Annotated in this window: 21 protein-coding genes; 6 read left to right on the top strand and 15 right to left on the bottom strand. The window is 45.3% G+C overall.

The features are described from left to right. Positions 1–138 precede the first annotated feature (138 nt). Complete coding sequence (locus JNUCC31_RS28960) at positions 139–522, top strand: hypothetical protein (RefSeq protein WP_192266778.1); 384 nt, start codon at positions 139–141, stop codon at positions 520–522. A gap of 106 nt (positions 523–628) precedes the next feature. Here the strand turns inward: JNUCC31_RS28960 and JNUCC31_RS28955 are convergent, their stop codons facing one another. Beyond that, positions 629–1,213, bottom strand: coding sequence for a TetR/AcrR family transcriptional regulator (locus JNUCC31_RS28955; protein WP_192266777.1), 585 nt, complete (start codon positions 1,211–1,213; stop codon positions 629–631). A gap of 243 nt (positions 1,214–1,456) precedes the next feature. On the opposite strand from JNUCC31_RS28955, the gene JNUCC31_RS28950 reads away from it, so the two are divergent. Continuing rightward, a complete protein-coding gene (locus tag JNUCC31_RS28950) occupies positions 1,457–2,677 on the top strand; it encodes an MFS transporter (protein ID WP_192266776.1) in 1,221 nt (406 codons plus the stop codon). A gap of 166 nt (positions 2,678–2,843) precedes the next feature. Here JNUCC31_RS28950 and JNUCC31_RS28945 read toward each other — a convergent pair whose 3' ends face one another. From JNUCC31_RS28945 to JNUCC31_RS28900, 10 genes are all read right to left on the bottom strand, one after another. After that, entirely contained in the window at positions 2,844–3,290 is a 447-nt protein-coding gene (locus tag JNUCC31_RS28945; RefSeq protein ID WP_323374403.1) for an SRPBCC family protein, read from the bottom strand. A 186-nt stretch (positions 3,291–3,476) separates the two neighbouring features. Further along, complete coding sequence (locus tag JNUCC31_RS28940; RefSeq protein WP_192266774.1) at positions 3,477–4,568, bottom strand: HD-GYP domain-containing protein; 1,092 nt, start codon at positions 4,566–4,568, stop codon at positions 3,477–3,479. A gap of 275 nt (positions 4,569–4,843) precedes the next feature. Next, positions 4,844–6,679, bottom strand: coding sequence for a UbiD family decarboxylase (locus JNUCC31_RS28935; RefSeq protein WP_192266773.1), 1,836 nt, complete (start codon positions 6,677–6,679; stop codon positions 4,844–4,846). A 309-nt stretch (positions 6,680–6,988) separates the two neighbouring features. Continuing rightward, positions 6,989–8,326: a sensor histidine kinase gene (locus JNUCC31_RS28930; protein WP_228469294.1), complete on the bottom strand. Its 1,338-nt coding sequence runs from the start codon at positions 8,324–8,326 to the stop codon at positions 6,989–6,991. Then, a complete protein-coding gene (locus JNUCC31_RS28925; protein WP_192266771.1) occupies positions 8,323–8,991 on the bottom strand; it encodes a response regulator transcription factor in 669 nt (222 codons plus the stop codon). Before JNUCC31_RS28925 ends, JNUCC31_RS28930 begins: the two co-directional genes overlap by 4 nt. Positions 8,992–9,019: 28 nt before the next feature. Continuing rightward, positions 9,020–10,984, bottom strand: a complete 1,965-nt coding sequence (locus tag JNUCC31_RS28920; protein WP_192266770.1) for an ABC transporter ATP-binding protein/permease — start codon at positions 10,982–10,984, stop codon at positions 9,020–9,022. A gap of 270 nt (positions 10,985–11,254) precedes the next feature. Next, positions 11,255–12,547: an amidohydrolase gene (locus JNUCC31_RS28915; protein ID WP_192266769.1), complete on the bottom strand. Its 1,293-nt coding sequence runs from the start codon at positions 12,545–12,547 to the stop codon at positions 11,255–11,257. A gap of 72 nt (positions 12,548–12,619) precedes the next feature. Further along, a complete protein-coding gene (locus JNUCC31_RS28910; RefSeq protein ID WP_090896901.1) occupies positions 12,620–12,913 on the bottom strand; it encodes a hypothetical protein in 294 nt (97 codons plus the stop codon). An 89-nt stretch (positions 12,914–13,002) separates the two neighbouring features. Beyond that, on the bottom strand, positions 13,003–14,100 hold the full coding sequence (locus tag JNUCC31_RS28905; RefSeq protein ID WP_192266768.1) for a saccharopine dehydrogenase family protein: 1,098 nt from the start codon (positions 14,098–14,100) through the stop codon (positions 13,003–13,005). Beyond that, positions 14,084–14,791 carry a class I SAM-dependent methyltransferase gene (locus JNUCC31_RS28900; protein WP_192266767.1) on the bottom strand — a complete coding sequence of 236 codons (708 nt, stop codon included), beginning with the start codon at positions 14,789–14,791 and terminating at the stop codon, positions 14,084–14,086. The genes JNUCC31_RS28905 and JNUCC31_RS28900 overlap by 17 nt, the downstream gene beginning before the upstream one ends. 129 nt (positions 14,792–14,920) lie before the next feature. Here JNUCC31_RS28900 and JNUCC31_RS28895 point away from each other — a divergent pair, with 129 nt between their 5' ends. Further along, complete coding sequence (locus JNUCC31_RS28895) at positions 14,921–16,036, top strand: helix-turn-helix transcriptional regulator (protein ID WP_192266766.1); 1,116 nt, start codon at positions 14,921–14,923, stop codon at positions 16,034–16,036. Positions 16,037–16,190: 154 nt separating this feature from the next. After that, positions 16,191–17,750 (top strand): IS1182 family transposase, encoded by a 1,560-nt coding sequence (locus JNUCC31_RS28890; protein WP_192266765.1) that lies wholly within the window; start codon positions 16,191–16,193, stop codon positions 17,748–17,750. A gap of 176 nt (positions 17,751–17,926) precedes the next feature. Here JNUCC31_RS28890 and yidC read toward each other — a convergent pair whose 3' ends face one another. Both yidC and JNUCC31_RS28880 read right to left on the bottom strand, forming a co-directional pair. Further along, positions 17,927–18,793 carry a membrane protein insertase YidC gene (gene yidC / locus JNUCC31_RS28885; RefSeq protein WP_192266764.1) on the bottom strand — a complete coding sequence of 289 codons (867 nt, stop codon included), beginning with the start codon at positions 18,791–18,793 and terminating at the stop codon, positions 17,927–17,929. 379 nt (positions 18,794–19,172) lie between these two features. Next, positions 19,173–20,795 carry a DUF4153 domain-containing protein gene (locus JNUCC31_RS28880; protein WP_192266763.1) on the bottom strand — a complete coding sequence of 541 codons (1,623 nt, stop codon included), beginning with the start codon at positions 20,793–20,795 and terminating at the stop codon, positions 19,173–19,175. Positions 20,796–20,928: 133 nt separating this feature from the next. On the opposite strand from JNUCC31_RS28880, the gene JNUCC31_RS28875 reads away from it, so the two are divergent. Continuing rightward, a complete protein-coding gene (locus tag JNUCC31_RS28875) occupies positions 20,929–22,713 on the top strand; it encodes an ABC transporter substrate-binding protein (protein WP_192266762.1) in 1,785 nt (594 codons plus the stop codon). Positions 22,714–22,785: 72 nt separating this feature from the next. Here the strand turns inward: JNUCC31_RS28875 and JNUCC31_RS28870 are convergent, their stop codons facing one another. Beyond that, entirely contained in the window at positions 22,786–24,126 is a 1,341-nt protein-coding gene (locus JNUCC31_RS28870; protein WP_192266761.1) for an FtsW/RodA/SpoVE family cell cycle protein, read from the bottom strand. Continuing rightward, complete coding sequence (locus JNUCC31_RS28865) at positions 24,123–24,458, bottom strand: PadR family transcriptional regulator (RefSeq protein ID WP_192266760.1); 336 nt, start codon at positions 24,456–24,458, stop codon at positions 24,123–24,125. The genes JNUCC31_RS28870 and JNUCC31_RS28865 overlap by 4 nt, the downstream gene beginning before the upstream one ends. 299 nt (positions 24,459–24,757) lie before the next feature. Between JNUCC31_RS28865 and JNUCC31_RS28860 the strand changes: the two genes are divergently transcribed. Continuing rightward, entirely contained in the window at positions 24,758–25,342 is a 585-nt protein-coding gene (locus JNUCC31_RS28860) for a P-loop nucleotide/nucleoside kinase family protein (protein ID WP_192266759.1), read from the top strand. The last annotated feature ends 141 nt before the right edge of the window (positions 25,343–25,483 follow it).

Raw genomic sequence — 25,483 nt, 5'->3', positions numbered from 1 at the left:
AGTACCAAGGAGGGGATTGTCATAAAAGTAAAGTCAATATATTTTATTCTCAGTGTTCTAGCTGTTTTTTTACTGTCAGGTTGCGGAAGTGGTGTTACTGGCTCAAGTCAGCAGAATGAACTAGGTGAACCTTATCGTGTGGCGTTGGATGAATTAATTTCAACAGATAAGGCTCTTAATGAAAACATGGAGTATATCTCATTGGATTTCGATAAAGGACTTCCAATAAAGGATTCTGATAAAAAAAGCATCGAGGATTACCTTCAAAGCAAATATAATGTAAAAATATATAACCTAACCTATGAAGAATTGGTTGAAGAAGGACTGTCTGAACAGTCTGAAAGTAAGCTTAAAGGGATTTTACTGAAAATTGAAAAGCAGGAGCAACAGTCAGATAATAACATTACCATAGAGGTCAGTAAGTATCGTTCCAATGAAGGTTCGCTCTCTGCAAAAATAACTTTAACCTATAAGGAAGGTCAATGGAGAGTCGCTACTCATACTCCGACAAGAGAAAGTTAAAGAAAGTATTTGTGGATCACCCACACATTGGTAAAGTATTTTATAATAATTTTAAAAGCCCTTATAGGGCTTTTTTTGTCCTGTATTTTCTGATTTTACTACCCTTTTAATGCCCAAGCAATGATAGCGCAACTTCGATACTATGATGCACAAACGAACGATCCGGCTCCGATTTCATCATTACGGTCAGTCCAACCATGGATACAACGAGAGAATTTGCGAGTGCATTCGCATGAAGATCAACGTGTAATTCACCGGATTCTTGACCCCGTTCAATCGTCTCCTGGAAAATAGCCGCCAGATACATCTGATGCTCTCGGGTAAGAACCGCAAATTTAGGATCATGTGGAGCCAGTTCAACCATCGTATTAATGCAAAAACAGCCATGACGGGGCTGTGTCACATCCCCTTCTGCTCCTATATGTTCAAACAATGCACGGAAGGCTTCTCTTACAGAAGATGTATGTTGAAGCCTGGATCTGATCTGAGCTGCATGTAGAGTCGTATATCTACGGAGCGCTGTTTCAAACAATTCCTTTTTATCCCCAAAGGCTGCATACAGACTCGGCCGCTGAATGCCCATGGCTGTCGTCAAGTCACTTAAAGATGTCGCCTCAAATCCTTTATCCCAAAAAATCTGCATCGCTGCATCCAGTACCTTATCCGTATCAAATTCCCGTTGTCTAACCACGTGCTCACCCTCTTTATGTATCGATCAGTATATAACTATTTTAAACTTTTTTTCATATCCATGTCAAACTTATTTCACTTTTTAGAAACATAAAAACAACGTATCCGTTTACTACTTGACATTATTTCGAAGCTTGAAGTATGTTTATTCCACATCATAATGTACCGATCAGTATATTACGATCAAACATATTCATTCTGTTTTTATTACTTACCTACTCGAATACAGAAAGGTGATTCAATCATGCAAAATCCATCTTATCTAGCACATGCTCACAGCGAAGGACATGCGGGCATGTCACGTCTTGTCGCGCTGTTATTTGCGCTGTGCAGCGGACTGGCGGTAGCCAATATTTATTACGCCCAGCCTTTGCTCGACTCCGTGGCTGAGGAGTTCAGTATCACTCATTCATCCATTGGGATTGTGATCACCGTAACCCAAGTCTGTTACGCTCTCGGGTTGTTATTACTCGTGCCCCTCGGTGATCTGGTGAATCGACGCAAGCTGATCATCATCCAGATGCTTTTATCCGTAATCGCCCTGATAACCGTTGGCATCTCATCATCCAGCCGGATGTTATTCATGGGAATGGCCGCGATCGGATTGCTCGCCGTGATTACACAAACACTCGTTGCCTTTGCCGCCTCCCTGGCTGCACCTTCAGAACGAGGGCGCATCGTCGGTCTGGTCACAAGCGGAATCGTCATAGGTATATTGCTGGCACGAACCATAGCAGGCACCTTAAACGATTGGATCGGTTGGAGATCGGTTTATCTCTTCTCTGCTACTCTGACATTATTCGGGATTATCACCTTATTTTTTGTCCTACCAAAACGTGAACCTGATCGAGAGAAACTGAGCTACACCCAATTGATCGTTTCTGTCCTCCAACTGTACCGTGAGCTGCCGATTCTGCGAGTACGCGGTGTTCTCGCCATGTTGATTTTCACTGCCTTCAGCACCTTGTGGACGTCCATGGTTTTACCACTAAGCGCTCCGCCGCTTTCCCTCTCACATACGGCTATCGGAGCCTTTGGTCTCGCGGGAGCTGCTGGCGCATTGGCTGCTGCACGTGCTGGAAGACTGGCTGATCGGGGGTTTGGACAAAAGACGACGGGCGCCGCCCTGATCATATTGCTTATATCCTGGCTACCCATGGGCTATGTTCACCACTCCTTATGGCTGCTTGTCGCAGGGGTGATTATGCTGGACCTTGCCGTACAGGCCGTCCATGTCACGAACCAGAGCCTGATCTATGAAGTTCGCCCTGAAGCGCAGAGTCGCTTAACGGCCGCCTATATGATCTTTTATTCAATAGGCAGTGCGACAGGCTCCATTGCTTCCACTCAGGTGTATGCGTTGGCAGGTTGGACAGGTGTTTGCTGGTTGGGTGCAGGCGTTAGTGCGGCGGCACTTCTATTCTGGGCCTTTACCCTTAATCGAGTTTATTCCACACCACGATAAACAAAGTTGCCAACGGACCAAATAACAGGGAAATCAGAAACCAGTTAAGACCACTTCTGTTTTTTCCCTGAGCAAGTCCGGCATTAATGAGGGCGAGTGTGCCCCAACCTACAAAGTATTCATTTTCTATCTAATTATCCCTCCTCTCTTACACCATCTCCGTTTCTTATTGTTCAAGCAGAGCCTTAAGCTTTAGGTTACGGCTCTCCAGGAAAGCCTGCATATACCTCTTGAGTACAATTCGCTCTGCGGCCCAACCCAGAACGCCAAAAGGCGCCTCAAATCTCAGCGTGTCTCTCATGCAAGTCATCTGCTCATCCATTTTACTGAAGCTGTGCTCATGTCGCATGCTCTTAAAAGCACCTTTCTCCATCTGATCCACAAAGAGATAAGGTCGATTGTACTCGGCAATCCGGGAAGTCAGCTTCTGTCTTATTCCAAAATGGCTTGCCTCAAAAGTCACCGTATCCCCTTGGCCAATTTGGCCTGTTGTAACACCTGCTATGGCCCGCTCACGAGTATGTTTCCACACTGTCCTTGTATGAATATCAATATCCCGTGCGTAGTCAAAACAACGCTCGATTGGGGCATATATGGTTATCTCGGTTACCACTTCAATCAAGAACAATCTCTCCTTTTCATCCGCTATGCACTCGGCGATATCCCCGGCACTTTGCAAAGTATACTCCTGGTCTCTCTGGAGAACAACGCAAGGCATGACAATATGTATAGAAAACGGGCCCCCTGTTATCGTACAGGAGACCCGTTTACCGTTTAAATATTCATTGGCTATTTTAGCTTAAATCAGCAACTCATTAATGGCAATACTGCGTTCTTTGGACAGGTCACGATATTGTTCCGATTCCACCTTGATTAACGGTTTGAAAATATCGGAAGTATTGTTCATGACAATAACGCCCCGCTCGCCGTTGCTCAGGAGCACTTGTTTACCAATAAAATTGGGAAGCAGATGCTGCATCAACGCCTGAACCGGCTTCTCGTTTAATTTGCCGAATCCCATTGCATAGATATCCCGCAGATTGTTGATCAGGTTCGGATTGCTGCTTCCGTGGTTGCCGGATCTCATCCCGATGTAGATGTTAGCAACAGATACGATCTGTGTGTATGGATGAATCTCTTCTTTCTTAAGCTGCATCGGATATCCGGTGCCATCTTCCAGTTCATGATGCTGAAGGGCTACCAGTGCAGTAGCTTCATCCGTCATGGAACTTTTGATAATATCATGACCATAGATGGTGTGGCGATGCAATTCGAGCTGTTCATCAGCTGTTAACGGTTCCGTCTTGTTACGAATCCGGTGGGATACTCTGCATTTGCCGATATCGTGAAGATAGCCGCCGCGACTAATCTGGTAACTCTCTTTCTGAGAATAACCAAGCCAGTTGGCAAGGTAAAATGACAACAATCCAACCTGAATGGAATGCGTGTAGTTGTTGACATCATCTCGTTCCAGCATCATCAGAAGATGAACAACATCCTTTTGCTCATCCAATCCCTCCACCATCGGTTGAAGTGCATCATCCACCATCGTAGCATTGAACTTGCCTACCGTCAGCGCTTCGAGAAAAGCAGATTGATAATTATGTACAGTTTGTATAAATTGGGACTTCATCTCTTCTTCAGGCGGTTCTTCCTTGGTGCTTGTACTTGCTCCAGATGCAAATTTTGCTGCAGCAGCAAAGAATTCCGCTTCCGTGATCTCTTCCTCGCGTGGTTCAATATCCACATAATCTACGCGGTGCTGCATCAGCAAGGTGATATCTTCACTTTTGATCACAGTACCCTGACCCAGAACGTGTAATCCTGCTTCGCTGAATGTATCCGCAGTCAGCCGGTCTCCATCTTGCAGGTTCATAATATGGATTCTCAATCGGTATTCCCCCTGAACAATCATTTATAGTCAACAGCACCCGTTACATCGGGTCCCAAAAATCCCTATACTACTTTATATCGATAAATAATCACTTTTTCTCCATAGTCCAAACGACCTTAATCGCAGAAGGAAATACGAACGTATAAGACTTTATCCTCACTCCCATTTTGAAAAAAATCCCGGTTTCGATCTCTTTTGCTGAAAAGAGGTCTAACTATAAACATATATAGGCAAAAAGCCCAGAATAATCATTGGGCTCTTTACAATTCCAATTATATTTGGATCGAGCTCAGACTCGCTCCCTGCGCGAAAAAGCGTTCAATACGTTTCTCAACAGCGGGGTCCGGAATAAGCGGTGGTGCCTGATGCGGCTTGACTCTGGCATCAATGATGATCCGGTCACAGCCCCAATGTTTATAACTGTAACCGCTGTTCACCCCATACATATCATGAGACGGGTTACTGCGAGTAAATGTTGCCCACAAGAAGTTGCTCAGATTGGCACTCAGGAAAGAGCTGTCATCACATAAGATGATCATTGGACATGAGGACAGATCTCCTTTTTCGCTCAGCAGATCCGTGAATGTCTTCATTTCTTGCTCTGTATCCGCATAAGTGGTGAATGGCGCTCCCTGAACGGCAACAATTCCTGGCATCACAAGCTGTGGATTCGTGTAGCCTCGAATGTTCTTTAGTGACTCCGGCACGTCTCTACACAGCTCCCGAATTTTGTCTCCATAGGCTGCAAATATAACCTTACTGCCGCTATTCAATCCGGTTCCGGAGTAATCCAGCGTATCAATCGTTGTATTGGTATGGAAATGAATGTCCCGTTGCAGATCCATTCGTTCCAGAATGTACGTCAGGAATTCCACTTCCCGATGCGTATCCAGCGGTTGCTGATCCTCTGCCGTAATAAACAGGTATTTCGCCAAGCTGAGCTGGCCGGTACCGAGAATTCGACTTGCAATCGTCAGCAGCTCTGTGGGCTGTTTTACGGTCTGATACGGAGTATAACGCTCACTCCCAATTGCAAACAGAAGTGGATGAACCCCTGCTGCATCAACTGCATGGACTTCTTTTACCCCCGGAATCTCCTGTTTGATGGCATCCCCCGTAATTTCGTGAATCAGATCCCCAAATGCCGTATCCTCTTGCGGAGGACGACCCACCACAGTAAATGGCCAGATCGCGTTTGGCTTGGCGTATACTTTATGCACTTTCATTAACGGAAACGGATGCGTCAAACTATAGTATCCAAGATGGTCTCCGAACGGTCCCTCCGGCTTTGTCTCATCGGGGTAGATATCCCCCGTGATGACAAAATCGGCGTCATTGCTGATGCAATATCCATCCTTATAACTGTAACGGAAGCGGCGTCCGGCAAGTAATCCGGCAAAAGTCATTTCACTGAGTCCCTCCGGCAAAGGCATGACCGCAGAGAGCGTATGCGCCGGTGGACCGCCAATAAAGATGCTCACTTTCAGAGGTTCTCCCTTTTTGACTGCCTTGGCCTGATGAATACCGATCCCGCGATGAATCTGGTAGTGCAGTCCAATTTCCTTGTTCAATTCGTAATCATTGCCACTTAACTGTACCCGGTACATGCCCAGATTGGAATTCATGATTCCTGGTTTGTCTGGATCTTCCGAATACACCTGAGGCAGCGTAACGAACGCTCCCCCATCCATGGGCCAATGCTTGATCAATGGCAGATCGGATATTTCAATTTCTTGGGCAGTTACGGGCAGACTGATCGACTTCTGCTTGGGCAAAGCCTGCCAGGCGGCAAGACCTGTGCTGATATGCTGAAATGGTGTTTTGAGTGCCTTCATGGGATCGCCACGCACCGCCATAACTCGCTGTACGCCTTCAAGCGTACCACGGAACATGAATTTGCTTCGTTCCACGGTGCCAAACAGGTTCGAAACAGCCTGGAACTTCGAACCTTTCACATTTTCGAACAGCAGCGCCGGGCCTTTCGCCTCATGCACTTTCATATGTAACGCTGCCATCTCCAGATGCGGGTCCACTTCTTCCTTCACTCGAATCAAATGCCCGTGCTGCTCCAGATCGTTAATACAATCTTCCATATTGCGATATTTCATTGGATGGCTCCATTCTTTGTATATTAATAGATGCTGCGTACAGTCGATTAATTTATATGTTCATATATTCACATAGACGTGGAGAATAGTTCACAGAATAGTACGCGTTGAACGTTCAACTCTAGTTTCACTACCAAATAGACTCATCCTTGCGTCTCTTCTATCTTATCAAATGATCTGCTACTAAACAAAACAATATATGAAAATCGGTATGCAAACAACGCATCAAAAAGCAATATTTAAGCAACCTGAGTCCTGTATTACGGGGAACCCGATTGTTTAAATATTGCTAGTACTGCTCTGATTTACTCAGGTTGTAGTAACCAACCTGGGAATCTTTACGGTAAACTGTGTGCCTTCTCCAACGCTACTCTCCACATCGATTGTACAATGATGCAGCTTCAAAATTTTAATCACAATGGAAAGCCCCAATCCATTCCCTTTAAGCGAGCTGCTACGTGCTTTGTCTACCATATAAAATCGATCGAAGATATAAGGAAGGGCTTCCTCCGGTATGCCTTGTCCTGAATCTCTAATACATACCTTCACAAATGGTGTAGACATCTCAATCTCTACATGAATGGTTCCCTCTTGCCCTGTATATTTTATCGCATTGTTCATTAAATTTTGCCAGACCTGATCGAACAGGTCTTTATCCACCGTGATTTCGCAAGGTAATAAATCCAATTCAATCTTTATATTTTTGAGTGCCCACTGTGGTTCCGCCAGTACGATAGTCCTTCTTAACTGTTCATCTAACTGGAATGTGGTGAAATTAAACGGATGATGCTCCGAATCAAGAGAGGCTAATCGAAGTAGATTATCACTAAGCCTGGACAGGCGTAATGTTTCCTCATATATGATATCCAAATGTTCTTTCTGCTCTTCTAATGGAATAACGCCATCTTGCAGCGCTTTCGTGAATCCTCTAATCGATGTAAGCGGAGACTGCATTTCATGGGAAACGTTGCTGACAAAGTCATCACGAACAGAATCTATTTTTTGCAACTCGCTGGCCATATGATTAAAACTCTCCATCAACTCACCGAACTCATCTTGATTATGATGCTTCAACCGAACCGATAAATCGCCTGATGCCATTTTCTTGGCTGCAACCGTTAGCCTTTTGATCGGCTTCACAATGTACCCCGACATGAACAGGATTAATAAGCTTCCAATGACCAAGACTGTAAATAGCGATATGAGGAGCGTGTTTCTCAGATTATGAAAAATGGACGAAAAATCACTTTGGATCAGAAGTGCACCGATCTTATCGTTCATTCCGGGAACACCCACAATTGCAGTTCCATCTTTGTTGGATAAAATAACCGCATCGGCTGGACTCGCCTTAAATAACGAATTAACTTTTTCCTTTGGTAAGGAAGAAAGAACTTCACTGTGTTCATTCACAGAAGTTATGTTCAAGCCGTATCGTGCAAAGATATCAAAGCTTGATTCAACTTTCTCCGGATCATCGATCAGGTTTATGATTGCTGCGATATCTTCAGCAACGCCGAGAATAGAATGGTTCGGAGTCTTTTCCTGAGAACGAATATTAATTATAAAGGAGAGAATCAAACTGGCAAGAACAATACCAATAAATGTAGCTACGATTCGAAGACGCAGGCTTTTCCTCACCATTTTCATGCCAGCTCCAGACGATATCCAAGTCCTCTTACTGTCGAAATTACGAGCTCAGGGATCGACTCCAATCGTTCTCTTAACCGTTTGATATGCACGTCAACTGTGCGCTCATCGCCTTCGTAATCCATTCCCCATATATCTTCAATAAGCTGTGTGCGTGTTAATATTTGCCCTGACGAACTCGCCAGAGCAAATAACAATTCACATTCCTTTTTTTTCAATTCAACCGTTCGATCTGCTGCAACAACTGTCAAATTGCCCAAGTCAATCGTTACACCACCTATGTGAATCACATTCGATGATATCTTGTTGTATCTCTTCAATAACGATTTCACTCGCAAGATTAACTCTACAGGGTCAAAAGGTTTTACTAAATAATCGTCTGAACCTGCATTAAATCCTCTGACTTTATCCTTGGATTCGCCTTTGGCAGTCACCATCAGAATCGGCATATCCATATAAGATCGAATATCTTCCGTCAATTCAATACCATTGATCCGAGGCATCATCACATCCACAATCGCTAAATCGATTTTTGTATGAGATAAGAGTTCCAGTGCTTCTTGACCATCAGCCGCTTCCACTACGGAAAATTGACTTTTTTCGAGATAAATTCGAATTAGTTTGCGGATATGGGAATCATCATCAACCACAAGAATGGAGTTCATTTATCCACTATCCTTTCCGCAAATGTATTTATTCATATCGTAAAGATTCCATCGGATCCAGCTTGGCAGCCTTCGATGATGGCATCAAACCAGCGATGATACTAATCACTGTACTTACAACGATTCCGAACACGATATAATATCCGGATAGATTAATCAGTTTTGCTCCAAAAGCGTTATCCAAGAAAATATTTAACACGTAGCTAATGATTACTGCAAAGACTACCGCAATGATACCACTGAACACACCTAATAAGGCAGATTCGGAAAAGAATATTCGCTTGATATCTTTCTTTCTTGCCCCGATCGCTCGAAGAATTCCTATTTCCTTGGTCCGTTCCACTACACTAATGTAAAGCACCACCAATATCATGATACCGGATACGATTAATGAAATTCCTGCAATACCTGAGAGAACAATTGTAGCCATGTTCACATAAGTCGTGATACTCTCCATCAGTTTTGCCGTTTGGGAGCCAGAGAAACCTGCATCCACAGCAGCTGTATTAATATCGTTCACATATTTCATATCGGTGGCATAGGCATTAACTTGAATCGGGCCAATGGTAATCCCTTTGTCCGTATACATTTGCTCAAGTGTCTGTGATGGAAGATATCCTGGGGTCTGTTGCATTGGAGTTCTTTGTTCCGTTGCTTCATACACCCCTGAGATGATAACTTCTTTTTCTAATATGATCGGTTTATGGTTAGCATCCATTTCATTAATATATAGATGGATGGACTTGCCTATCATAGATTCAGGTTGGTCATTTCCACTGAGTTTAGTCGCCGTTGTCTGCGGTAATAAGATTTGATTGATTTCGGGTAAAGTTCCTGCTGTAATCATTTCTTTATCAAAAGCATCCGTAAACGTTGTTAACTGTGTGAGTCCCTCCGTTTGTTCTTCATAAACCAGAGTCGATTTTCCATCCACAGCGGTGATCGTCTGCACATGATCCACATTCGGGAAATTACGAATGGTTTCAATATCTGCGTCCGTAAACGTCTGACCTGTTGCCATCAAGGCTTCCGGGCCGCGCATGTCTTTGGATTCTTCACTGGGTTTAGTGATGTCCACGAGTAATGGGTCCATACTTGCATTAATCTCGTTATTCATATAACTCGTGATTCCATTGCCTAAAGAGAGCATCAGAAGTACGCTTAAAATCCCTATGGACCCACCCAATGCTACCAATACATTACGCTTGGCATTGAGTTTCATATTCTTGAGAGCCATTTTGAAGGACGCCAACAGGCCCAGGCTTCGGGAAGGATCTTTATCACCTTGGTAGATCGTTAAGGAAGGATCTTTTAAATACATATCATCCTTAATCCGTCCCTCTTCTACTTTTACAATACGCGTTCCGGAATCGGCCACTTTCTGGGAGTGGGTTACGGTAATGACCAACATCCCTTTTTGTGCTATGCTGTCCAGCAATGCCAGGATTTGGTCTCCATTTTCCTTATCCAGAGCACCCGTAGGTTCATCAGCCAATATAATGTCGGGATTATTGGATAAGGCGCGAGCTATGGAAACCCTTTGCTTCTGTCCACCAGACAGCTGGTTGGGACGTTTGTTCAGATGATCCTTCAGTCCGACCTCGGTCAGAATATCTATGGCACGTTTATTACGTTCCTTCTCACTTGTATCCGTCATTTGCATGGCAATTGTAACATTTTCCAAGACAGATAAATGTGGAATGAGATTGAAATTCTGAAACACAAAGCCAATGTTATTCTTCCGATAATCATCCATTTCTTTTTCAGTCATGGCACTTAGATTCTTTCCGCGAACAAGGACATCCCCTTCATAATCGGAGTCCATCCCACCAATAATATTCATCAGGGTCGATTTGCCACAACCAGATTCACCAAGGATGGAGACAAATTCCCCGGTCTCAAAGCTTAGGTTCAAACCGTGGAGCACCGGAACCTTTTCCTTACCATACAACGTGTATGATTTCTTCACATTTTTAACTTCTAATATTTTCATCTGGGTCTCTTCCTCTCCTGGTCATGCGCTATTTCTATCTATTTATTGCTTCATATCCTAACAAATTTATGTGAACTGATAATGAACTGGGCAAGCCACGTCTGCCTGCACGCAAAAAAGACATCCATACTTACTTGAAAGGAATCATGTCAAGTAAGTATGGGTGCCAAATCACGATATTTACACGAAACAAGCCGAATCCATAATGCTTACAGGACTCAGCTTGTTTCGTTTTACTAGTATTTGTTTTTGCCACTCCATACCCTGCCGTTAAATCCCTTCAACAATACGCTTCGCCCTAACGTTCACCTCACGGTAAAGTTCTTCTTCATCAATGGTCAGCAACTGCCTGTCTCTCATCAGCACACGACCATTCACAATCGTGGTATCCACATCCGCACCATTCACGCTATAGGCGAGCAATGATTCCAGTTCGTGAACAGGCTGCAAATGTGGTTTCTTCAGATCAATCAAGATCAGGTCAGCCTTGCGTCCTGCCTCCAGCACACCCACATCGTGCTGAATATTTAGGAGTTCTGCACTTCCGCGGGTAGCCATCCGAAGAATAGCTTTTGCAGGCAACCGGGTGGGGTCGCCATAATCCAGCTTCTGCAGCCAGGTCGCAGCCTTGATCTCTTCAAACATATCGACGGTTGTCGCACTTCCTGCTCCATCGGTTCCAAGACCCACGTTAATTCCCTGTGCAATCATCTCGGTGATCGGAGCAATTCCGCATCCCAGCTTCAGATTGCTGACCGGATTGTGCGCCACGCCGCCACGTATGCCTTTCAATCTGCCAATATCCCTGCGATTCAGGTGTACGCCATGGGCAAGCAATACGTGTGCTTTTTCAAACATGCCTGCCTCTTCCAAATACTCGGTTGGCGTCATGCGATAGCGTTCACGAATCTTCACGACCTCTTCTTTTGTCTCAGCCAGATGAATGTGGATGGGCACGTTCTCCTGTACCGCCATCGTAATTACTTCCTGCAAAGGTTCTACCGGACAAGTATAGGGCGAATGCGGTCCATACATCGTCGTAATTCGGCCCTCAGCCTTACCAGACCATCGTTGAACCAAATCTACGGCTTCCTGTACTCTGCGTCCTCCATCATCCTCTACGAACACCATTCCCCGTGTCAGTGATGCCCGAATACCACTTTCCGTTACCGCTTCTGCGATCTCATTCATATGAATGTACATATCCGCGTAAGCTGTGGTCCCTGATCGGATCATCTCGGCGATGGATAATTGGGCTCCCCAGTAGATGTCTTCCGGGGTCATCCGCGCTTCTGCGGGCAGCATCTTGCGGTCCAGCCAGTCCATGAGCTTCAGATCATCAGAGAATGCTCGTAACAGACTCATCGGTGTATGCTGGTGAGCATTGATCAGGCCCGGCATGGCCACTTTTTGTTTACCGTCCATAATGTCATCACCCGGTTGAGGCTGGATGTGGAGAGCGATCTCTGCGATACGGTCGCCTACAATGCGAATATCCCCCTTGAAGGGGGCATCGGTGTCTTTCATCGTTAAGATGGTGGCTTGCTGGATTAATATGCTCATTGGTTTCACGGCTCCTCTGGATTGATTATGGTTCTTCCAAATCCGAGGATAAGCCTTCACGTAACGGCAAGGTCAAGTTAATTTTTGAGTTGTCATTGTTCTGAAACTTTGAATGAAAGGCTTTGGATCTATGTTAACCATATAAGGGTACACTCCGGTGCTTGTATGCAGATAAAAAAAGCCACCTTCATTCCCCATTCTCCGAAAGGACATGTCGAACACTTCCGTAATATTAAACTCCCGGTATTTCGTTACAATCTTGTCTGAATACAGGATCATGGACCGATCGCTCTGCAGTATCTCCTGTGCGAGACCCGTCACTTCTCTTTGTACTTTGTAATAAGGCAATACAGCAATGCAGTTCATGATCTCCCTCCGTTCAAGCCATGATTATTTGTTCCATCATAGCAGATCGGAGAGCCCGAGCAAAAAAATGATCCAACCACATATATGATTTACGTAATCTTCGTTGTTATTTTCAATGGAAAACGTAGTGCTTCCTGAATATGCTGCAAGGAAAGGCATTGTTCAATGTGATAAACACCATGCGGCAGTTCCGTCCGATACATTCGCTCCGCTACTGCCGCCGCAACTGCTGCTGTTGCATCCGCTTCACGTTCGCCAACCAGCAGCTGCTCGACATGGACTTGTTTGCCCTTTTTCCATCCCACTGCATCTACCTTAACTGCAAACTTCGGCTCCCCTCCGGGAATAACCCCAAAAGCCTTGACCGTACCATTACGAAGGGAGGGAATATGCAGTAGTTTGAACAGCCCAATACGTTTCGAGATGGCCATGGATCTGGTCATCCAACGGGAATCGAGACATAACCGAGTGGAAACCGTTGGAATACGAAGTGTACGAGCAACGACGTGTTGATCCGAAAAGTTAAACCGATACGCTTTCCTGCAGCCCAGATCTGCCCCAAAATCAATCCATTTACCATCGTGAAAACTTTGCACTTCGACTGGCTTGCCCTTTTTCATGACCTGATAGGTGGCATTCATCTGATCCACAGTCCACTCCACCGCGGCTTTCCCGTGTTTCTCACCCAGTCCCAGCATAACGGTAATGTCCGCTTTGTCTACTTGTTCCATATGGGCACCTGCTTCACGCACAAGCAGATTGGTCACACCAGGCGACAGTCCCACACTAAGCATGGCTGTTGCTTTGGAACGCTGCATTTTGGAATGCAGCTGTTCGACCTGACCCAGAAAGTCATAATTGGCTGAAATATCAATATAATCTGTCCCTGCTTTCGCACAAGCCTCGACAAATCGGGTATCCGTCTGGTCCACACACATGACCACCAACTTGACCGATTGAAGCACAATAGGATCAATCGCTTTTCGTACATCCAATTGAAGCGGCTGGACTATACCGCCCGTAGATCGGCTGAATTCCTCAGCCCGATTCATCCGCGTACCTGCCGCCCATACCTTGCCAGGAAACAATCCTCCCAGTTGCGTACATATCATTTGCCCCACCTGACCATATCCGCCAACAACCCAAATCTGGTCTTTCACAGAATCTGTTTTAGTCTCGTTTCGCATAATATCCCTCCACCCAAAATGCTCCGAAATAACGTGTAATGTGCGAAAACCCGCATTCTTTCATCAGCCCAATCATTTGTTCAGATGAGATAGGATCCGATTCTCGGCCAAGGGAAGCTGCAAACTGCTCCCATTCTTCAAGCTGAATCCCATTACTTAACATGTAATCCTGCCAGGCTTGCATTATGGTTGGATATACAGGCGAATGAAGATCGGCATTCACTGCTGCAATAATGAGTGGCGCCCCAGGCTTGAGTCTAGCCGCTAGATTGGACAGAAACCGTCTTTTGGACTCGATCCCCTGAATAAAATGCAGCATTAGCATACTTTTCGCCCCGTCGTAGACCTCATCTTCCGGCAACGCTTCAAGCATCATGGATTTAAGTTGCACTCTGGCGTTGATACCCGCTTCCTGGACTCTTCTCTCTGCTAACTGAAGCATCAGCTGGGAAGGATCTACTCCTGTAAACGTCCATCCCGTATGGCGGGTTCCAAGCAGAGCTATTTCCTTACCTCCACCTGCTCCGACAATTAGTATTTTAGCTTGGTTGTTATCTGTGATAGAAACTGCAAGCAGTCGCTCCATCAGATCATGCATATGAGAATAACCCGGAATTTTCAGGGCTATCGATTGTTCGTAACGTTTTTCATCCGCCGTATCCCAGCTCATAGATGGTTGATTGTGGTCCATCGATACTACACTCCTCATGGATTCAAGTTAGACTTGACTCTTCGTTCGTCTAATTTCATTATAAAAGGATACGCAGAGCCTACAATCCCAGAACAATGGGATATCTGTATGAGGAGAGGAGATAGCTTTATGACATCACGTATGGAACGGAACCAGCGAGTCATTACTTCTCTCGAAAAAGGAACCTGGACATCTCGCACCTACCGGGAAGCTGTACTAAAACAAATTCAGAATATCGTTCCCTATGACGCGTATTGCTTCACAACGGTTGATCCACAGACTCTTCTCTCAACGGGTGCCGTGACGGAAGACGGCATTGAAGCCATCCATGATCGACTTTTCGTTAATGAATACATGGAAGAAGACATACATAAGTATGCTGATCTAATCCGCAGCGGTGAGTATACAGCGATCCTTCATGCATCAATAAGCGGAAACCCAGTATCCAGCGCTCGATATCATAACATTCTTCAACCCGCAGGTTTCGGTGATGAACTTCGGGCTGTACTGGTCAGTGGCGGAGCCTGTTGGGGGTATCTGACCCTATATCGCAAGACGGAACAACCCTTATTCACGGAAGAGGAGCGACTGAGCATTCAGGCCTGGACTCCTTCTATTGCATCGATGTTACGATCCACAAGTCTGACTCTGGTGGACGAGATTAAGAGCGGAAGTCCCACGGACCCAGGTATTATGATCACATCGGACGCTTTCGAACTGTTATCCGTGAACGCTCCTGCTCAGTATTGGCTATCGCAATTACGTTTACTGGAGCATGTGGGACCAGATGTATTGCCACGCCCAGTCCGGGCAGTCAGTTCGCATTTACAGCGTCAGATTCGTACAGATTCCGACCTGATGGTTGCGCAAGAACCTATCCTTCATTCGCCTTCCAAAGTTTGCATTCAACTCCTGGATGGCCGTTACCTTGTGATTCATGCCAGCCGCATGCAACAGTTTTCAGGTCCGGATCAGATTGCAATCAGGCTTGAACAGGCTATGCCGCAGGACTTACTGCCTATACTCGCCGAGAGTCATGGGTTGTCCATTCGGGAACGGGAACTATTGGGTTACGTGCTGCGCAGTTATTCTTCCAAAGAAATTGCGGAAGCGATGCATATATCAGCCTACACGGTACAGGATCATTTAAAATCCATTTTTGCCAAAACAGACGTATCCTCCCGCCGTGAGCTAATCTGGTATTTTGTATCCCGTTTCCAGTTGTCTGATGAACCAGCTATTTGAAGGTTATAACCTGGACATACAAAAAGATGGGGCTGTCCCATAAGTCATCATATGGCTAGGGACAGCCCCTTTGTTTCAAATTGTAAAACAAAAAGAAACCGTTCTTTGGTAAAATGGAAGTGCGACCCACCACTTACAAAAGGAGACGGTTTCTTTGTACATTCAATATACCATGGATCAACTTTTCTTGCCAATGGATTTGGAGACAGATATCCCTGAAAATCACCTCGTGCGTGTCGTGAATGAGGCAGTTAACCGCCTGAGCGACTCCATTTTCAACGCTGCATACCCTGGCGGTGGACGCCACAGCTATCATCCCAAAATGCTCACCAAAATCATCATCTACGCCTACACCCAGCGCATCTATTCTTCCCGGCAAATCGCCAAGGCGGTTCGCGAAAATATCATGTTCATGTGGCTCACCGGGCGGCAAAAACCCGACTTCCGTACCATTAATCGTTTCCGTTCGGAGCGGATGAAAGAGGTATTGGAAACCGTGTTTACCCATGTGCTGGAGCTACTGGTTCAGGAGCAATATGTGTCGTTGGATCACTATTTTCTGGACGGAACCAAGCTGGAAGCGAATGCCAATCGTTACACCTTTGTGTGGAAAAAAGCCGTCGTCAAGCATCAGGCTAAGTTACAAGAAAAAGTACATACCCTATTTCAAGCCATCGAAGAGGCGGAAAACGACGAGGATGCCCTCCACACCGGAACCGACCTGCCTGAACTTGGCGAAGCCTCGGCTCTCACGGCGGAAAAGCTGGAGCAATCCGTCAAGCAATTGGAGGAAAAGCTAAGCGAAAAAAACAAGAACAAAACGCTCAAGAAAGTCGTGCGTCAGTTGCGGAAGGACTTGCTACCCCGGCTGCAAAAATATGAATATCAGATCCAAACCGCCGGTGAGCGGGGCAGCTACAGCAAAACTGATCCGGATGCGACGTTCATGCGAATGAAAGAGGACCACATGCGAAACGGTCAACTGAAGCCTGGATACAATGTACAGATCGGAACAGAAAATCAGTTTGTTTTGGGCTACAGCGTACACCAGCGACCTACGGATACCAAATGTCTGAAACCCCATCTGGATCATCTGGAAGAAACGCTTGGCCAAAGACCGAAGACCGTCATTGCCGATGCCGGGTATGGCAGCGAAGAGAATTACAGCTATTTGGAAGAGAAAAACATTCAGGCCATCGTCAAATATGGGACATACCACAAAGAAAAAACAAGGGCTTTTCAGCAAGCCATCGGTAAAGTGGATAACTGGAGCTACAACGAAACGTTAGATACGTGGACCTGTACGGCGGGACAAACGTTACCTTTTCGGTATGAAAGCCGGACGGTGACGGAGAGTGGCTACACGATTCGGACACGTCATTATCGAAGTGAGGGTTGTAGCCAGTGCCCCTTGAAAGCTACATGTACCAAGGCCCAAGGTGACCGGGAGATTGCGATCAGCCTGCCCTACATGCGGCAAAAAAACGAGATGCGAGAACGCCTCCGTAGCGAGGAAGGATACACGCTGTCGGTTCGGCGCATGATTGAGCCTGAAAGTGTGTTTGGGCAAATGAAAAACAATCGGGGATTCCGAAGATTCCTGCTTCGTGGCTTGCAAAAAGTAAGCTTGGAGGTCGGGTGGCTTTGCCTTGCCCACAACCTGCTCAAAAAAGCCGCAATGACGGAAAAACGCAAACGGGACAAAGCAGGATGAACCTCTGCTTTGTCCCGTTTGAACGTATCGGTGTTAGTTCTCTTCACTGATGGGTGTTTTCAAGGGCTTTTGAGACAGCTCCATCTTTGCGCTACATGATGGTGAAGAACATCAGTTATATCAACACATACGTTATATTTATACGATTCTACTGCACCATTCTCATGAGTGAAAACTTAGGACTTAGCGGGCTTCGCAGGTTTGATGTTTTTGTTCTTTACCTGCACAGCCACGGGCTCTTGCGGATGTTCAACCGGATACAATTTGCGGAACAATAACGTCTGCAAGACTAGGAATGAACCGCCAATCGTCCAATACAGCGGCATCGCTGCCGGTGCCGAAAGAGAGAAAAAGGCCATCATCAAAGGAGAGATATATCCCATGATTGCGAACTGTTTTCGCTGTTCTGGCGCCATATTGGCTTGCGAAACTTTGGCTTGAATCAGATAAATTACGGCTACCACCACTGCAAGCACATAGTCAGGCGCTCCCAATTTGAACCACAGAAAGGAGTGGGATGACAGCTCCGGCGTAAGCCGGATAGCAGTGTAGATACCTGACAAAATGGGCAACTGAATTAGCATTGGCAAGCATCCAATATTCAGTGGGTTGAACTTGTGCTTCTTGTACAGCTCCATCGTTTCCTGCGAAAGCTTCTGCTTGTCGGCCGGATCGTTTTTGCCCTCATACTTTTTCTTAAGCGCATCCATCTCCGGCTTCATGGCATTCATGATCACTCGGGTACCTTGCTGAGATTTGGCTTGTCGCATCATCAATGGCAACAACGCAAGACGGATAACGAGGGTGATCACAATAATGGCTACCCCATAACTTCCATTAAATATCGTTGCGATGTGCTGAATGAGATACGACAGTGGAAATACAACATAATGGTTAAAGAACCCTGGTGTTGATGAATTAATCTCTGAGACGTTGTTACTGCATCCAGCCAGTAGCATAACTGCAAAAAGAATTGCAATCAGGCCATAGATCCGTCCCTTGCCAGATGTAAAAGTGAACCCCTTGCTTGTCTTATGTTCCATATATATCCTCCTCGTTGATTTGTAGAAAATTCATACAACGAGGACTGACAATCTGGTTCATCTTCATCCGGGGATTCTCTTCGTCTGACGATTCGACTTAAAGCTTCAGGTCTGTGTTGCCTTTCCAAGGACAAGGCTGGTAATCCAGGTTCCAGACCGCCTCCAGCCCCACCTTCCATCCAGTACTCTGTCATGCCACAATGCAGATGGGCAATATAAGCATAACTGACGGTGAAAATGAGTCCAATTGAAAATATATAAGGTATCAATTCATGAAGTTCAAACAAGGGATTCACCCCCTTTATAGGTTAGTTTTTATATTATAACACTTACATATTGATTTTGCATAAATTCATTGCTGGAAAACAGGTAGATGAATTCATTCCATTCTCCATTTGGACAATTCTAGCTTAGCTCTATGTCTTGCCGTATTAAAAGAAGTCCATGAACTCTCTGCTTCACCCAAGTCGAAGTTGGCTTGACGATCCAACATTTCCCTTTTCAGATTCGGGTACTCCCTCTGGGCAAACTCTCGTAGTAGAGGAACGGCATCTGCAGATAAACTTGCCAAGTAGGATGCATCAATAATGCCTGTCTGATGATATCGTGCAATATTGAGCTCCGCAATCCGCTTATCCATACCCACATAGTTGACTGTCACATAGGCTGTAAGGGACAGTACAATATACCAGCGGATCAACGGTATGGATGTATAACGGATTCGAAGAGCGGCAATAAGCAGCAGCAAAGCCAGAAAAATCATAAATGCATGTACGAGAAATCGAATGTAGGTATATCCGTAAGCCTGTTCATAAAGGTTGAGACGTATAAACGCCGAGTACAGCATGATTGCGGAACAACCCACCAGGACAAAGAGAAGCACCTGATGCACAATAGAACCTATTTTGCCGCTTGAACGCGTGAACTGAAGAGCGATGATCAGGATGAAAAAATTAATGCCTGTTACCAGGATCAGCTCCACAAATCCACTTCTTGCATACTCCGCATAAGACAAGTCTGACGGAAGATGCCCCTCACCCGCTCCAAAAAGATAAGAAAATTGCACAAGCACAAACAGAACATACACACAGTTAATGACCAGCAGCATCGTACCCACTATGATCGGGTCCAATTTGAATGGTTTCCGATGAGCCTGCGTGTAGGGTGGTACCTCGGCCGTGATCTGATTCGTAACTTTACCCTCGACAATAGGGTTCACAGGAGGGGCTTCAAGCGTATGATCCCGCGGAATAACCGCGGATGCTGCTCCATTTTTCCAATGTGCATTCTCTCTTTTCTCCGCTTCATATTGCAGCGGCTGCACGAATCCCCATACGTAACTGAACAATAAAACGCCCGCAATGAGAATCCAGATCACTCTCGGCAACCCTGGTGTCAGTGTCAGTTGATTTAACCATTCCGGAAAACCAGATAAATACTGATTAAAAATCCCATCTGCAGAGGAGAGCAGTGCTACGACCACGATGAGGATCGGAACGGATGCTATAAGGCCAATGAATACTTTGAAAGCAACCGTTTTCTTTGTTTTGCCTAATCCCCGCCCTCCTGTTTTCACCACAATACTTGCAACAGTTCCCCAATGGCGGATGGATTGTGGTAGCATATGGTCCAATGCGGTACCAATCAATCCAATATTCCACCATTGTCTCTGCTTTCTGCCGACTAGATAAGTCATATGTAAGATAATAAGCCCTGGTACGACCAGGAAATTAAGTATTCGCAGCGGTTTATTGTCGTATAACAGAAACGTCAGCGCCAGCATCAGCACCACCCCAGCCACAAAAGCATTAATCATGGTCAATGGCCGTATGCGGTCTCTGGCAAACAAGAACATAAAGCCATAAAAGAGGATAACAAAGATGGGATAAGAAACACCAGGCTCCTTGCCATAGAACAAATACTGATGAATGATTGCTAACATTAGTGCGGATAGCAGCGTAATTAAAGCACGGTTGGGTGAAGCCATTATTTTATCAATCATGAGAAATACCTCCATTATCTTTCTAGGTTTAATTCTAGATGATAAAATAAGAATATAAATAGAAATTAAAAACGATAAAACTTCTTATTTTATTATATTGCATCAGCTACAACCTCCAGGAGGAATCCAAACCTTGAAATTACATCAGCAATATTTACTGCTCCATAGCCAGTTTGGTCAACTTGTAGAGCATGAAGTAACGCTTTCTGACCTTGCGGAACTGCTTGAGTGTACACACCGTAACACATTAACGATCGTCAAAAAAATGATTGCCCAAGACTGGATACGGTGGGTGTCCCAGCGCGGACGTGGACGGCGTTCTACGCTGACCCTGCTTGTTCCGGCTGATCAAATTGCTGCAGAATACATGATGCAGGCCATGAATCGCCGCGAGTTGCAGCTAGCCGCCGAACAGGTTGGTGCTTATTCTAGTTCTACGACAATGCAGGATCACCTAAACCAGTGGCTGCTTGGTTATTCTGGACACCATACGGAAGCTGGTAGCCATTATGAGCGAATTGATACGCTCAGGTTACCGATCCGCCAACAACTGCATGCGCTTGATCCTCTTTTTATCAATTTGCTGGCAGAATCTTTTGTCACCAGTCATGTGTTCGACGGGCTGGTTCAACGTAATGAACATGGAGAGATTGTTCCTTGTCTGTCTCATACCTGGGATGTCAGTTCAGACCGGAAAACATGGTTCTTTTATTTGCGTAAAGGTATTTCTTTTCACAATGGGCACCTGCTGACAGCCGCGGACGTGGTGTATACATTTGAACGACTGCAATCCACAGAACGGCGGACATTATATCGCGATGTGAGCAAACAAATTCTATCGCTTGAAGCAACAGATCCCTTGACCGTTTGTTTCAAACTCAAAGCCCCTCACGAATTGTTTTTGCCCTTTCTTTCTACGAGCCGTGCAGCGATTGTTTCACAAGCCACGTACAGGCAACATAAAGATGGAAACAAGGAACCAGATGTACCGAATACCATGCAAAAGCCTATAGGAACCGGGCCTTTCAAGGTTACAACCTGGGATGATCAGCTGTGCAGACTTGAAGCTTTTCCAGTGTATTTTCAAGGCAGAGCGCATCTGGACCGAGTAGATATTCTACAAATTCCGTGGAGTGCTCCTGCACATTTGGATGAAAGCCAGGAATTTGAGTCTCCCTTCGTTCACCTTGTGCATAATCCATCTGCGGGTGCTGGTGCAGACTGGGCACAGATTAGCGCAGGTGTGATGGTTCACAAATTGCTTACTTGTAATACGCAAAAAACCGGACCGTTAAACGATCCGGAAGTAAGAAGGTACATTCAGTCTTGCCTTGTTGGAATGTATAGAGATGACGCGAATGCAGATCATCCGGAGGTCATGTATACTGATACCGTGAATGACGGGGCGGTACACCCTGAGGAATTGAGCCATATAACTAAACGATCCTGGCCCACTAGTCCCATCCCCTTGCATATTGCAACGATCGCACAATATCGTAAGGATGCCCAACATGTAGGGTCGATCCTCGATCGTTACGGCTTCTCCTGTACCGTTCGCACAGGTACGATGGAGGAGTTCAAAGGGAACCTGAGACTGGAATCCGATCTGATTCTCTTCTCCCTGATTCGTGACCGGGACGAAGAATTGCGCAGATACGATCTTTATCTGACTTTATCGGAGCATCTGGAGGACACTTCCAGGAAAAGGGTACAGGAAATGCTGCAAAATGTTGTTGCTTCTCAAGTATCCGCAGACCGAACTGCCGAACTGGATCGGATCGAACGATTTCTGGTGCAGCAGAGTCTATTGTTCCATTTTTCTGAAAAGCCTGTGGAGACTGCCTACCTGCCTTCCGTTCGCGGCCTCTCCTTTAACAGTCAGGGTTGGGTAAATCTCCGTCACATCTGGTTCCCGTGATTAATCATTTAACAAGAATAACTACATCTTCGTTTCAAGATGCGGTAATGATTTTGGATACCTATGAACTGATCATTGGGCCAGCATCCACCTTCTGCCGCATTTTTTCATTTTTCGTGGATATGGTATCCTTCGGCGGTACACACCGAGAAGTAAACCGAGCATGGCGTAATCAAATATCAAGTGATTCCCGTATCCAATAAAAGGAAAAGAAATACTAAGAATCGGAGCTTTGCCTGTGGTCAGCGCCAACGAATAGAGGATTTGCATTGCAAACATAGCGGTGATACTGACCATAATCATACGACCAAAATCATCCCGGATACGAGGAAGTATCTTCACCATACTGGCAACAAACCAGATGATACCCACCAATAACAGTATCCCGGCTGACCAGCCAAACACATCAATGAGCAGCACACCTGGGTAATCCTTATAGCCCGTTTTAAACATGTCGAACGTTGTATTAATCCCATTCCCCCACCAGCCCGCTGATCGAATAACTTCAATAATGGAATTGTTGGTATAACCATCCCCATAAGGGTCATCCTGTAGATTCAAAACGACAGACAGCCTCTCCAGCCGTCCGTATTGATCCATAAAAAACAATAACAGTACAAAAATGCTTCCTGTTATAACAGCACCCATGGCTGTATAAAGCCATTTTCGCGTGAGCCAGCCAAATAAAATAATGGACATTGTGCCAAACAGAAACATGCGAACCCAGTCCGATATTTGAAACAATAGCACTACTGGTAACGTTACCATTGCAATGTAGGCCAATATGGATTGCAAATTACAATTGGAACGAAGCTTGTCCATCATAATTGCGCCAATTGTAAGTGGTAGAACCCACATTGAAACCGTCGTCACATCTAGCACAAAGCCGAATGGTAACACCCAAAACCTATTTATACCATTGTAAGTTGAAGATAGCACTGGATTGATCCACAGCATGGCATTAAGCAGAATATAGATCCACCATGCCGCTTCTTTAAATTTTCGATAATCAAAGTAAATAAGGAACAACATGAATATAAAACCCATAACAGTGTATATTACGTGATTGCTATATAGTTCCTGATATATTTTCACTGTAACATTGGTCGTAAAAATCCACATTAACAACAGGCTTACTGTAGCCAAACCAATTAATCCAACTAACAGCCCCCAATGCATACGATAACGATGCAATCTGTGCATACTTTTGCCCACCACTGCGGGATCACCCATCTGCTCAATGGCGTATGCAGCTGCCTCCTCTGGGCTCAGTCCCTCTTGCTCCTTGTCCAGCATCATTTCTTCCATATGGTTACCAAGCTCATCACGCAGATCCGTATGTACTTCACGTGCCTTTACCTGAATACACATTTGATCAAGATAATGTTTAATCTTCTCATGCCGATCCGTCATGTTAAGCCTCCCTCCCCAAGCACCCGATCCACAGCACCACGGAATAAAAGCCATTCAGCTTTTTTATGTTGTAACGCCTCCGCACCCTTATCACAGATGGAATAATATTTACGTTTCCTGCCTTCAACTTCCATCCAGTAGGACTCCACCCAACCCTCAATCTCCATGGCGTGCAGAATGGGATATAACGTGCCTTCTTTCAAATTAAACACACCTTCGGATTGACGATGAAGTTCCTTAATCAATTCATATCCGTAAAGCGGCTGTTCCTTCAGTAGCGTAAGAATCAATGTCTCCGTACTGCCTTTAATCATTTGTTTGTTTACCTGCAAAGCTGTCACTCCCTTTTGTTCATGCTTTCACGTCCCAAAACAATAACTACACTTTTACTACTTCTTAAAATTAACGTGAACCTACATAAAATCACTTGGCTATATACATCGGAAATCTATGCATAGTAAAACTAGGTATTATATTACCTGATTCTTCCTTTTCTGTCTAGCTATCAATTGAAGCCGTTTATGATAAAATAAACAAGTCATTTCACATCTGAATATCATTATGAATCTTTTTATTTTTAGTTTTCATCTTACATATTCGTTCCAACCACTATGAGGAGGCAATTCAAACCATGAGTAAACTGATTTTCTTTCTCGGCGGGGCCGGGAGCGGCAAAACAACCCTTGCCAAAGCCCTCTCGCATAAACATAAAGCTGCTTTTTTTGATATGGATATTCTGCTGCGTCCAGCTGCCGAAGCAATAATGACCCTACAGGGACTCGATCCATCCGATCGGGATTCACCGGAATACAAGCGACTGTGCCGTGACCTGGGATACCGTATTACGATGGATGCCGCACTGGACAACGTGCAATTGGGTATCGATACTGTTGTGGTGGGGCCCTTTACCAAAGAAATCGGAACTCCGAATTGGATCGAACAGGAACTCGCACGGATCGGACGTTCCCTGGATGATACGGATGTACGTGTGGCCTATATTTATCTGGCCAACGAAGCATTGTATCGCGAGCGAATTACAGCCAGACAATCCCCACTGGATGAGTGGAAGCTGGAGAACTGGGACACCTTCACAGCCTCACTTGCCCGTAAACAAGTGGCATGGCCGCTACCCGACTCAGCCGTGGCTTATATCGATAATTCAAAAGAAGATTACCATATTGCGCTGACTGAAGTGGAACAGGGTATTTATGAATAACATGAAGAATCCATTAGGCCATATTTCCAAATTCAAGCAAGCTATAAGGTATCGACTGTTGCATCCAAGAAACATAAAGACACAGCTAAAAGAGGTATTTGCCAGGAAGACCTTGATGGGCCAACATGATAAATACCTCTT

Source organism: Paenibacillus sp. JNUCC-31, from assembly GCF_014844075.1.
In the GTDB taxonomy this organism is placed as follows: domain Bacteria; phylum Bacillota; class Bacilli; order Paenibacillales; family Paenibacillaceae; genus Paenibacillus.
This window is presented reverse-complemented; position numbering and strand designations above follow the sequence as displayed.